General features: G+C 60.6%; 10 protein-coding genes. 3 read left to right on the top strand and 7 right to left on the bottom strand.

The genetic code is table 11. The features are described from left to right. Window position 1 precedes the first annotated feature (1 nt). Window positions 2-1,648, top strand: coding sequence for a hypothetical protein (locus CHEJ32_RS0119455; RefSeq protein ID WP_245261201.1), 1,647 nt, complete (start codon window positions 2-4; stop codon window positions 1,646-1,648). On the opposite strand, the gene CHEJ32_RS0119460 is transcribed toward CHEJ32_RS0119455, so the two are convergent. Then, window positions 1,618-2,427 carry a 4'-phosphopantetheinyl transferase superfamily protein gene (locus CHEJ32_RS0119460; protein WP_028035289.1) on the bottom strand — a complete coding sequence of 270 codons (810 nt, stop codon included), beginning with the start codon at window positions 2,425-2,427 and terminating at the stop codon, window positions 1,618-1,620. The two genes, CHEJ32_RS0119455 and CHEJ32_RS0119460, sit on opposite strands and share 31 nt — an antisense overlap. Beyond that, window positions 2,417-3,595 carry a DegT/DnrJ/EryC1/StrS aminotransferase family protein gene (locus tag CHEJ32_RS0119465; RefSeq protein ID WP_028035290.1) on the bottom strand — a complete coding sequence of 393 codons (1,179 nt, stop codon included), beginning with the start codon at window positions 3,593-3,595 and terminating at the stop codon, window positions 2,417-2,419. The genes CHEJ32_RS0119460 and CHEJ32_RS0119465 overlap by 11 nt, the downstream gene beginning before the upstream one ends. A 265-nt stretch (window positions 3,596-3,860) precedes the next feature. On the opposite strand from CHEJ32_RS0119465, the gene CHEJ32_RS25350 reads away from it, so the two are divergent. Continuing rightward, a complete protein-coding gene (locus CHEJ32_RS25350) occupies window positions 3,861-5,522 on the top strand; it encodes a GMC oxidoreductase (RefSeq protein ID WP_034658787.1) in 1,662 nt (553 codons plus the stop codon). Here CHEJ32_RS25350 and CHEJ32_RS0119475 read toward each other — a convergent pair. Continuing rightward, the gene (locus CHEJ32_RS0119475; RefSeq protein ID WP_028035291.1) at window positions 5,519-6,340 is read right to left on the bottom strand and encodes a methyltransferase, TIGR04325 family; all 822 of its coding nucleotides are present in this window, start codon (window positions 6,338-6,340) and stop codon (window positions 5,519-5,521) included. The two genes, CHEJ32_RS25350 and CHEJ32_RS0119475, sit on opposite strands and share 4 nt — an antisense overlap. After that, a complete protein-coding gene (locus tag CHEJ32_RS0119480; protein WP_028035292.1) occupies window positions 6,327-7,853 on the bottom strand; it encodes an oligosaccharide flippase family protein in 1,527 nt (508 codons plus the stop codon). Before CHEJ32_RS0119480 ends, CHEJ32_RS0119475 begins: the two co-directional genes overlap by 14 nt. 243 nt (window positions 7,854-8,096) lie before the next feature. On the opposite strand from CHEJ32_RS0119480, the gene CHEJ32_RS27230 reads away from it, so the two are divergent. Then, window positions 8,097-8,249: a hypothetical protein gene (locus CHEJ32_RS27230; RefSeq protein ID WP_156936749.1), complete on the top strand. Its 153-nt coding sequence runs from the start codon at window positions 8,097-8,099 to the stop codon at window positions 8,247-8,249. A gap of 5 nt (window positions 8,250-8,254) precedes the next feature. On the opposite strand, the gene CHEJ32_RS0119490 is transcribed toward CHEJ32_RS27230, so the two are convergent. The 3 genes from CHEJ32_RS0119490 to CHEJ32_RS25355 all read right to left on the bottom strand — a co-directional run bounded on the left by CHEJ32_RS0119490 (window position 8,255) and on the right by CHEJ32_RS25355 (window position 11,198). Then, a complete protein-coding gene (locus CHEJ32_RS0119490; protein ID WP_028035293.1) occupies window positions 8,255-8,932 on the bottom strand; it encodes a sugar transferase in 678 nt (225 codons plus the stop codon). Window positions 8,933-9,165: 233 nt separating this feature from the next. Next, the gene (locus tag CHEJ32_RS0119495; RefSeq protein ID WP_028035294.1) at window positions 9,166-10,395 is read right to left on the bottom strand and encodes a glycosyltransferase family 4 protein; all 1,230 of its coding nucleotides are present in this window, start codon (window positions 10,393-10,395) and stop codon (window positions 9,166-9,168) included. Between the two features lie 8 nt (window positions 10,396-10,403). Further along, complete coding sequence (locus CHEJ32_RS25355) at window positions 10,404-11,198, bottom strand: glycosyltransferase family 2 protein (protein ID WP_084032864.1); 795 nt, start codon at window positions 11,196-11,198, stop codon at window positions 10,404-10,406.

Below are 11,198 nucleotides of genomic sequence, written 5' to 3' on the forward strand. Positions count from 1 at the left end.
CATGGGAAATTCCAGTCACAACTACGTTCAGCCCTTCTCGGAATGGATCAGGACCGACGATAATCCCCGGCTTCGGATTGCAGTGCTCGTCGGCCGCGACAAGGGGCTGGAGTGTTGGGAGCTGCAGCTTCTCGACCGCCTGCTGGCAGATCCACGGTTTGAGTTGGTAGCGCTGCTGGTTCATCCCCGTGCGCGCGCCAAACCGACGACTGCCCTATTCGGGGTGGTGGCCGGTCTCGACCGCCGCCTTTTCGCGCGGCTGCCTCCCTATAGTCCGACCTACTTCACGGATATCCGCGAGCGCGTCGAACGCGTTCGGCTCACGGACTCGAAGGCAGGCGGGAGGGCCGATCTTCCGCGCGGCGTACTGGAGCGGCTGCGGCTCGATCTCGTCCTGCGCACGATCCCTGAGGGACTGCCCGATGAAACGGTAGCAGCGCTTCCTTTCGGGGAATGGGCGCCGAATGTCGCCGATTTCCAATCCGGCCGGGCCGAGTGGTGCGGTTTCTCCGAAGTGGCCAGCAACGCAGCGACGGTAAACCTCTCGATCTATGCTCGTCGCGGCCAAAACCGCGCCGCTGAGGAGATCGATTCCGCTTCCTTCAATCCGAAATTCAGCGCCGCGCGGAGCGCGGCTTTCCTCAAGGAAAAATCGGTGTTCCTCATCATGAGGGAATTGCGGAGACTGGCCGACACGCGGCGACTGGACGCAAAGCCGAAGACCGCGGCGTCTACTTCACCGCCGAGGAATGCCGAAGTGGGGCGCTATATCGCTGGTTTCGCGCGAGCAGCGGCCAGGCGGCTGCGCAAGGAAATTCTGAAGAAGGCGGGATGGGACGCCGCGGTCTGGACGCTTTACGCCGGCGAGGGAACGATCGAGGATTTCGAGCCGGGCGAGAGCACCGAACTGCCCCCGGCCAGGAACTCCATCAAGGCGGATCCCTTCCTCTTCCATCACAACGGCCAGTGCTATGTGTTCTACGAGAACTACGCACTGGGCGATACCAAGGCCCATATCGCCGTGGGAAAGCTGAAGCACGGAAGCATTGTGCCGCTCGGCGAGGCGATAAGGAGCGATGTCCATCTCTCCTTCCCCTTCGTATTCCGCAGCGGTGGCGAAATCTACCTGATGCCGGAAACGCACCAGCACCGGCGCATCGAGATCTGGCGCTGTGTGAAATTCCCTCTCGAATGGGAACTCCACGCCACTGCCATGGAAGGCTGCTCGGCTGCCGACAGCACCCTTTTTCGCCACCGAAACAAATGGTGGCTGCTCACCAACCTCTCCGATCACCACGCTTTCGAAGACCATTGCAGCGAACTCTATGCCTTCGAAGTCGACGGGCCTTCCCTCTCCCGCATCGAGCCTCACCGCCGCAACCCGGTCGTGATCGGCAGCAATGTGGCACGAAACGCCGGTCGCGTGTTCTTCCGTCACGGACGCCTATTCAGGCCCTCACAAAACAACGCCTATGGCATCTATGGCTATGGGCTGAACATCATGGAGATCGAGGAGCTTACGCGCGAGACTTACCGCGAGCGCTGCATCAGGACGATACGGCCGGACTTCAAACCGGGCCTGATCGGCTGCCATCATTTCGATGCGAGCGGCGGCCGCTACATCCTGGATGCACGATTGAACAGCTGATCGTCGCATAGCGGCGGAGCGCGCCTGATGGGGCGGAGAGGCTCAGGCCAGTCGCTCCCCATATCGTCGGCGAGGGCACGATAGCGCAGCGAAATCTTGTTGCCGGCGGTCAGCGCAGCCACCACGCCCACGAACCCGTGAGGCATGGCAATTTCGGCGAACCTCCATTGCCGAGGAGCCTCGGAATCCTGTTCCAGCCTCAGAAGCTTCGGTTCGCCCGCTTCATCAATGGAGACGTCGAACGAGTCGAGCGGTAGAGACAGGCCCGCCCCATGCGCCTTCACAAAGGCTTCCTTCCGGGTCCAGCAGCGATAGAACGCCGGCAGATAATCCTCCCTGGGCAGCTTTTGGAGCGCCTTGCGCTCAGCTTCAGAAAAGAAATGCCCGGCGACATCCTCCTTCAGCGGCAATATCTGCTCTATGTCCGCACCGACTTCATATCGGTCGGAAATGGCGAGGGCCGCCATGCCCCCGGAATGGCTAAGATTGAAGCGAAGCGGCGGTTTGGATCCGGCAAGTCGCGGCTTGCCGAATGCGTTGTAGGAAAAGACAAGCCGCTTTGCCGAAACACCGAGATAGCGCGAAAGGATCTCCCTGAGCCCTCCGCGCCCGACAAGGAAATGCAGCCGGTCGCGCTCGCGAAGGAAGCGGCCGGCGCGCGCAAACTCCGCATCGCTCAACGCTTCGACATAGCGCGGCAATTCGCCCGCGATGACATCGAGCGGCCAACGCCAGACATCGATGATGTCCGGACCGATGGCGACAGATCTATACCGCATAGGACAACTGCCTTGCGGTCTCGCGATCGCTGGCAAGCCGCCGAGCAACGATAGCCACAAGCGGCAGTGGATAATTCTCGCCGAGGCTGATCCGGCAGGTGCGCTGAAGGATGTCGAGCGAGCGAGCGCACATATCCGGAGTGTACTCGACTTTTTGCGACGCCCAGGTGAAAGGGTTCATCCGCGGATGTGCCGCACGCTGCTCGAGCACCGGCAGCCAGTTCGTGTAGACGTGGCGGCTTGAGTCATAGAGCCGATATACGCCCCGCTTATGGCGGGAAGCGAATGCCGCCGCTTCATCGGCCGTGTCGAAGATCACGTGCAGCCCTACGGCATTGTCCACGTCGTTGTGCGGACCGATCCTGAAGGCCTGTGAGCCTGCGAGCGCCCGCGACATCATGCGGTAGCGGACCCGCATGCGGGCCAGCATCGGGTCGAGCTTCGCGAGCTGGACATTGAGCATGGCGCCTTGGATCTGGCTGGCCTTAAAATTGACCCCGAAGAAATGCGGCTCGTTCTCATTGTCGAGATGACCGCGGAAGATGGAGCCGACATCGTGATACATGCGGGCCCGCACATAATAGCGGTCGTCATTGGTGACGAGCGCACCCCCCTCGCCGACATTCATGTTCTTGAATTGATTGAAGCTGAATGCGCCGATGTCGCCGATCGTGCCCACGCGGCGCCCCTTGTATAGCGCCCCCACCGCCTGGCAGGCGTCCTCAATGACGAGGAGCCCTCGATCGCGTGCGATCTCCATGATCCGGTCCATATCGCAAACCATGTTCGCCATATGGACAGGAATGATGGCGCGCGTGCGCGGCGTGATCTTTCGCAGGATGTCGGCCGGATCCATCGTAAGCGTCTGGTCGATATCGACAAGGACGGGCACGGCTCCGACCGCCAGCGGTGCGGCCGCGGTGGCGATCCAGGTATAGGCAGGAACCAGAACCTCGTCTCCCGGGCCCACACCGGCGGCAGCGAGCGCTGAAATGAGCGCGGCCGTGCCATTGCTGACCGCCAGCGTGTGCTTGATGCCGAATTTTTTTGAATAGTCGGCCTCGAACCGGGTCAGCGGTCCCTCGCCCACGCCGCTGTAGCGGGCAAGATGCCCCGAAGCGATTACCCGCCCAACCGCCAGCCACTCCCGCAAACCAACCTTTGCCATTACTTTGACATCCCAATCTCAATGGATCAATGCGCCGAGCGAAGGATCGTCCGGCGAAAACACCAACCCGCAATCAGTTTTGATGTCCCAGCCTATTTCCAAGGGGAGATTTATTCAAATAAGCCTATGATCTAACTCACTTGTCAGCCGCTCTAATCCGCTTGACCGAAAAGACTAGCAACTCTCTTCCTGTAGGGAATTAGGCTGAGTTCGGCAGGAAGTTGTCCTTTGTTACTATCGTGAAAACGAAACGGCAGCACGGGGCATGAAAATTCTTGATCTGCGAGCCATGCCTGCGGGAACAACCCTGAAGGCCGATCTTGCCATAGTGGGCGCTGGGCCGGCGGGGCTGACCATCGCGCGCGAACTGGCGGGCACGAAGATACGCGTGCTTGTTCTTGAAAGCGGCGGCCTTGATTTCGACGCCGAACCGCAAAAGCTGAATGAGGTGGAGAATATCGGCGAGCCGGCGGACCGCGGCGTCGGGAAACCCGGACGTGGCTACTCCGACGATCTTTCGTGGCTGAACGAAGTGCCAGCCTTCGAGCTGCGCAATCGTGCTGTGGGCGGAAGCACCCATACCTGGGTAGGTAAATGCGCGGCTTTCGACGAGATCGATTTTGCCCGCCGCGCCTGGTTGCCGGGTTCAGGCTGGCCGTTTGACCGCAGATCCCTCGCAGATGCGCTCGACCGAGCAGCCGCGCTGCTCAATCTAGGGCCGAACATCTATGACGAGAGACTGGACGGACTGCTGCGCTCACCACCGGAAAAGCTTGGGATGGACCGAGGTCTCCTGCGGCCATTCTTCTGGCAGTTCAGCCATTCGCGGGAAAGGCCCGGTGAGCCGCTTCGTTCCCGGGACGAGTTCGCCAAAACGGATGCCGGCAATGTCGAAACCGTGATCAACGCCACGGTAACCCGCATCAACGCAGAAAAAGGAGGCCACGGGCCGATCTTGCTTCAACTGCGGAAGCTCCAAGGCGGGCATGCGATCGTTGAGGCTCGCGCCGTCGCCCTCTGCGCCGGCGGCATCGAAAATGCACGACTCCTGCTTGCCTCAGGCATCGGCAATCAGCACGATGTCGTCGGACGCTACCTTGCCGATCATCCCCGCGCGGTCATCGCTCGGTTCGGCAGCACGGATGCTTCTAGAGTTGCCCGGCATTTCGGCTTCTTTGGCCTTGCCGAGGGCCAGCCCACCCGCTTCTACCTGCGGGGGCTGGCATTGAGCCCTCAACTGCAGGAGCGAGAGGGCCTTCTCAACTGCGCTGCCTATCCGGTACAGGAACTGGCGGAGGACGATCCATGGATCGCGATAAAGCGCTTCCGGCGCCACGGCGGGCTGCGCCATGCGGTCGATGCCCTCTCATCGCCAGGCATCATTACGACGGGCCTGTACCGCCGGCTGGTCCAGAAGCGAGGCCTGCCGCGCAAGCTCACGGGCCTTCGCTTCGATTCCATGGTGGAGCAGCTCCCTAACCCGGAAAGCCGTGTCACCCTTTCGACGCGGCTCGACCCATTGGGAGTGCCGCTCGCGCGTGTGGACTGGAAGATCTCCTTACAGGAAACGAAGAGCATTGCCCGGCTCGGCGAAGTGATAGCGGACGAATTCAGGCGCTTAGGCTTGCCGCAGCCTCGGCTGGCCGATTGGATCGCCAACGACGAGCCCACCGCGGCTTCATTTGCCGACATGGCGCATCCGGCAGGCACGACGCGCATGGGGCTCGATCCGGCGACAAGCGTGGTCGATGAGGATGCGCGTGTCCATGGAATGGAGGGGCTTTATGTCGCCGGAAGTTCGATCTTCCCGACGCCGGGCCACGCGAACCCGACATTGATGATCGTCGCCCTCTCCATCCGGCTCGCCGATCACTTGAAGGACCGGCTCATCCGTCCCAAACCCCCAGCTCGGCTGGCGGTTGTCTAAAGCTGGCGAAAATAAAACCCTTCGCTCCTACTCGCACCGAGTTCGGGGTGCGTTTCTATCGTGTGGGAAAGCGAGGGGATCACCCAACTGTCGACAAGGGCATATCCGAGCCCCTTCACCTCGCCGAGAAAGGCAGCCTCGTTCCTGATCTGGTAGGGCACGAGCGCCTTACCGATTTTCTCGAGGGTTACGACGGTGCGGCCTTGGCGTAGCGCCACCTTGTTCAGAATGAGGTGACGCGGACGTATGGGGAGGCGCTCGAGAAGCTCGGAAAATGAGACATCGAGATATTGAAGAAGGCCCGATCCAAGGAAGAGATCGATGGGCGCGACCTCCTCGATCTTGTCGGTGAAAAGAAGATTAGCCAACCCGTCTGCTTTGGCGCGCTCGCGCCCGGCGCGCACAATGGCCGGCAGATCGTAGACCGTCCAGCTCAACTCCGGTCCGATCGGCAAAAGATCCCGAAAGGCCCGATATTTGGTCCCCATATGCCCGCCCGCATCAAGCAGTGTCGAAACCTCACCGGAAAGACGCCGCATCCAGAAGAGCACGGGATAGTCCCAGGGTGCCACTTGGCACATCTTTTCGAACGCGACCTCGGCCACCTCCTCATGATCATATCCGGCCATCCCCCGACGCATCGCCACCTTCAACGCATCGGCGTGGGAAGGATACGCACCCGAGAAGCGGCGCGGGAGAGGCGAGAGATAACGCAAGCGCCCTCGCGCAACATTCAAGGGCAGGAGAGCGCCACTCAGAGTAGCCACCGCGGCTTTCGGCAAAGCCTGCGGGCGCGAAAGAACATTAGAGCGGATCATCGCTTCCTCTCGTTGACCAGTGGAGCCAGGCCAAGCCGGCGAATTTCCAAAGACTGAGGACGGCAGCAAGGTAAGTCACCGCGCCAGCCCCCACCTGCAAAAAGAAGACGAAGACCGGTCGCAATTCCAGAAGATCGGCGAGCCGGCCAACATAGAACACAACGGCGACCATGGCGCCGAGCGCCAGGAGAAGAAGCGCGCTGTTCTTCGCGATCTCCCGCCAGTCCACACCTCCATATCGCTGTTGCACCCAGATGGAGGTCGCCGATGCGATGGCTGCTGCAACGCACTGGCCGAGCGCAACGGCAACAACACCGAACGTGGAAAGCAGCATGATGAGGAAGACCGAAACCAATGCATTGAAGAGTGCTACCGGTGCAAGCGCCCGCAAATTGCCTCGAACGGCAAGAAGAGGCTCGGTCGCGTAGGTTGTGGCGAGGAGAAGCTGTTTTGCAGCAAGCACACCCACCAGCAGAGCCGCTGGTCGCCATGCCTCGCCCAGCGCGACCTCAACAAAACCACCCGAGACCATGGCCAGGCCGAGGTAGACCGGTGCGGCGATGGCAATGAGGATAGGGAAAAAGATTGAACCGGCCTTAGACACCTGATCCTCTCGGCTTGTTCCCTTGTCCTGCTCCTCCCGAGCGCGACGGAAAACGAGCCAACCGAGCATCCGCGCCGGCTCTCCGACGAGTTCGGAAAATGCCGCCACGATGCGCTCGGCCGCCCGGTAATATCCGGCTTCCGCCAGGCCGAGAAAGCCGCCCACGGCAAGGGTTCCGGAATAGGAGCGGAAAAAGACGATGAGCCGATTGAAGATGATCTGCTGCGAGAAACGCAGCACCTCGCGAACAACCGGCCGCGAGGGCTTGGCAAAGCCTATGAAGCCGATCGCCATTATCGAGCCGGCGAGGATCACAAGCTGCATCATGAGCCGCCCGGCAGCCAGAGCAAAAACATTCCAGCCCGTCCTGAGGCCGAAGACGGTCAGCGCGAGGCCTGCCGCTTCGGCAGCGATGCGGATCATGGCCTGCCGCTTCAGTTCTCCCCGATGCACGAGGACGCCGTCATAAACAGTGGTAAGGCCGGCCGGCAGGATCCAGCAGGCAAAGAGCGCCAGCAGCGATGCCTCCCAGCTGTTGTCGAAAACCTCATGAAGGATCCCGGCGGCAAGCAGGCCGACGATCATGAAGAAGAGGCCGCTCACCATCGACATGCTTGCGATCTGGTTGAGATGTGCCTCGCCCTCCGATGACTTCATGACGAATTCCGCCCACCCTCCCTCGGCGAGCATCACCAAGAAGACCGCGACTGCGGAACAGAAGGCGAAAAGCCCGAACTGGGCCGGAGTGAGTACGTGGGCTGCGACGATGAAGGCGGTGAGCTGCGATACCTGAGAAGCAAACTTGGCGGACAGCGCCCAAAGGCCGCTACCGATGATGGACGGAAAGCGAAACGAGAAGGATCTTCTCCGCTTCGGGGCGCCTTCCAGACGCTCAGTTTCGATTGCCATTTTCCACACCCCCGCCTTGCTGCTTTTCAACATCCTCGCCGGTATCCAATGCCTCCGTATTCACGGTTGTCCCTTCATCAGCTAGATTCCGCTGCAGGTTGCTACTGATTCGTCGTGGTCAGTCGCAGAGGAGCGGGTGCATGCGAATTCCTATCGCGAAGCTCGAAATGGGACGGGTTGCCGCCAATGCGCGGTCGGCAGGCAGCTGCCTCACCCCACCAATGGCGAACGGATCCTGATCGGATGGCGCGGGATCTCGGCAAGGAAACTTTCCTGGAACGCATCTTCCCCGCATGGTCGATGAAGACCGTAAGTCCCAAGGTCCTGGCCCGATGGGTGGTCATCCTGTTCTGTCTCGCCGTCTGGACCGCCATCCTCGTCGCCCTGCTCCGCTGAAAGGGTCAGCAGCCGTTCCGGTCGAGCAAGAGCACGCGGACCGTCCGAAATATGATCCACAGATCGAGCGACATCGAGCGGGTGGCGTAGTAGCGGGCGTCGAGTTCGATGCGATCGTCATAGGACGTGTCGTTGCGGCCGGACACTTGCCAAAGGCCGGTGATGCCGGGCGTCAGCAGCAGATAGCAGTGGGCCCGGTCGCCGTAGCGCGCAAGCTCCTCCTCTACCACCGGACGGGGACCGACAATGCTCATTTCGCCCCTGAGCACATTCAGGAATTGGGGAATTTCGTCCAGGCTCGTCATCCTCAGCAACCGGCCGATCGGATGAACCCGCGGGTCGCTGCGCAACTTGCGATTCATCTCCCACTCCCGGCGGGCGGTCTCATTGGAAGCAAGGAATTCCTGCAGAGCACGATCCGCATCCCGCCGCATCGTGCGGAACTTCAGACAGTCAAATTCCCGGCCATCGCGCCCAATGCGCTTGTGCCGATAGATCAATGGCCATCCGTCCTGCACCAAAAGAAGAACACATATGACGGTTATTGCGGGAATGAGAAAGACGAGCGCAAATATAGAGAATGCGTAATCAAATACAGACTTAAAAATTTCTCCAATACTTCTTCTTTGCCGGATACGTGAACGAACTGAATCACGAACCGCGCCTTCCAGCGCAGAAAGCATAGTTGATCCCCAATATTGACCCCGCCGACCGCACTGTCAGCTTCAGTAGAAATATTATCGCGGGGGCGGTTGTGCGCCTATAATTCTATTGGTGTATCGCTACAGATATTTCGATGCGCATTGGCGACCACCATACCCCTCTTATCATTCCCCCAACGCACGAGGCCGGTCCGCAGGAGCCACATTGGATTTTCGTGCCCAAAAGGGTTACCCATTGCGGCTGGCTTCATCCGCTAGTGCAGGGTGGCCTGAGATTGCAGGATCGTGCCATAGAGGGCCATCAGCGCATCGGTCCAAGTCTGTCCGGTATGCCCCATCCGAGGGGCTTCGCGAAACCCGATCCGACCCATATCGCGCGTTTCATGATCATCTTCTGCAAGGCGCCGCATGGCGGCCGTCAGCTCCGCCACATCGCCTGCCTTGAAGCTCAAGCCGCAGCCAGCTTCAACGATTTCGCGGCTGAGCAGAGCCTCTCTCGGCAGGATGACAGGAATGCCGCTCCCGAGGGCTTCCAGCGCCGCCAGCCCGAATGGTTCCGGTACGCGGGAGGAAATAACCACGGCGCGGGCGTCGACGACGAGACCCGCGATCTCCTCATGTTTTCTCCAACCGTGAAGCACCACTTCCGGATAGCGCTTCTCCAGCAGGGCACGCCCTGCGCCCTCGCCGATCACGTGCAGCGGAACGCCTGCCATCCGTGCGGCGCGCGCGGCATCCTCGAACCCTTTTTCCGGCTCCAGCCGGCCAATGAAGAAGAAATTCCGGCGATTGGCCGGATCCGCCATTTCTTGGAGAAATGGCTCGAAGGGATTCCGAACCGTGACCATTTGGTTGCGCGCCACGCCTGCCAGATCGAAGTAATGCTGCATCGCCTCATGCACCAGAACGATGTGGGCCGGGCGGCCGCGAATATCGAAAACCATCTGGCGCAGGCCGTGCCGCACCGACCGCCAAAGCTTCTGGTGAAATCCGCGCTTGTCGCACTGGGTTGCAAGACATGCGAGCGACATGGGCGTAAGATTGCAGACCGACAGTCCTGGATAATTGACGAACCCCCCATTGGGGCAGACTAGAAAATAGTCGTGCGCATGGAGGACCACCCGCTCGCGGACGTCCCGCAATGCGCGAAAGATGGCGGGCGAAAGGATCTTCGACCATCCATGAACATGATAGATCGTGGACGCCGTGTCGGACGACCGGATAAACCGCTCCAGTGCTGCGTGGGCCGGAGCATTGTAGATTCCGGCTACGAATGCCGCCGCCCTGCCCCTCTCCAGCAAAGGCCGACCATCCAGATTGATCCTGCCCGGATCCGAACCCGCAGAGCCGGCCTGATCGCCTGCAAAGAAGGTCACAGGCACACCTCTTTCCTCAAGGAAGCCGCGAAGCAGAAGCGAAAGGTTGGAAGCTCCGCCGACCGCGGTGGAGCGGTCATTGATGATGACAACGCGATCTGGCTTCATAGGCAGGGCTATTCGAGCGAGAGGATGTTTTGCGGGGCGAGCCGCCCTCGCGCGAGATCCGCCAGGGCGCGCAGATTGCCGTAAAAACGCCCGCGTCGGTCCACCCATGGTTCGGGCGCGAAAAGCTTGATCGTGTTGGCGGCGAGATTGCGTGCGATCTGCGCCGATGCGTGTTTCAGGCTCATCGTCCGCTTGCCCATGAGGTAGATGGGATTTGCGATCTGAGAATATCCGAAGCGCAATCCCGAGGTGCGGCCCGCTTTCGTACCAAGGTGCACGCCGATGAGCCTGGCCGAACGCACGATCCTTCCGTGAGATGCCATCTGCCGGCTGAAGTCGACGTCTTCCAGCCAGCCATAGAGGGGCAAATTCTCATCGAATGCCAGGTCGTGCACGCGGACGGGCGCCATGCGCAGCGCCATGTTGCAGCCATATCCGTTGTAGATGGGCGAGGTTTCGCCCGTCGCGGTCGCCGGCTGCCGATCAAGAACCGCCAGTGCATCAGTAATGGCGAGACCAGGGCCGGTGATGCCGTCTGCCTTGACCGTGCCCGTGCACATCACGATGGAGGGATCGGCGCAAAATACCCGCTCCATCTCCTCGAGATAAGAAGGGGCCATCAGGAAGTCGTCATCGAGGAAGAGGACGACATCGGCATTGGAAGCTGCCCGCAGGATCTGATTCCGCTGACGACAAAGTCCCCGCTCAGAGAACAAGACGCGAACGGGAAGGCCGCTTTGATCAAGGGCTGCCGGATCGACATCGTTCTTGTCGGCGGCACATATGATGACTTCGTCCGGCAA

The organism is Chelativorans sp. J32, assembly GCF_000518985.1.
Taxonomy (GTDB): domain Bacteria; phylum Pseudomonadota; class Alphaproteobacteria; order Rhizobiales; family Rhizobiaceae; genus Chelativorans.

Excerpts from the sequence above, each read along its gene's own strand:
- CHEJ32_RS0119455 (WP_245261201.1), top strand. The coding sequence starts at position 2 with ATGGGAAATTCCAGTCACAACTACGTTCAGCCCTTCTCGGAATGGATC.
- CHEJ32_RS0119460 (WP_028035289.1), bottom strand. The coding sequence starts at position 2,427 with ATGCGGTATAGATCTGTCGCCATCGGTCCGGACATCATCGATGTCTGG.
- CHEJ32_RS0119465 (WP_028035290.1), bottom strand. The coding sequence starts at position 3,595 with ATGGCAAAGGTTGGTTTGCGGGAGTGGCTGGCGGTTGGGCGGGTAATC.
- CHEJ32_RS25350 (WP_034658787.1), top strand. The coding sequence starts at position 3,861 with ATGAAAATTCTTGATCTGCGAGCCATGCCTGCGGGAACAACCCTGAAG.
- CHEJ32_RS0119475 (WP_028035291.1), bottom strand. The coding sequence starts at position 6,340 with ATGATCCGCTCTAATGTTCTTTCGCGCCCGCAGGCTTTGCCGAAAGCC.
- CHEJ32_RS0119480 (WP_028035292.1), bottom strand. The coding sequence starts at position 7,853 with ATGGCAATCGAAACTGAGCGTCTGGAAGGCGCCCCGAAGCGGAGAAGA.
- CHEJ32_RS27230 (WP_156936749.1), top strand. The coding sequence starts at position 8,097 with ATGGCGCGGGATCTCGGCAAGGAAACTTTCCTGGAACGCATCTTCCCC.
- CHEJ32_RS0119490 (WP_028035293.1), bottom strand. The coding sequence starts at position 8,932 with ATGCTTTCTGCGCTGGAAGGCGCGGTTCGTGATTCAGTTCGTTCACGT.
- CHEJ32_RS0119495 (WP_028035294.1), bottom strand. The coding sequence starts at position 10,395 with ATGAAGCCAGATCGCGTTGTCATCATCAATGACCGCTCCACCGCGGTC.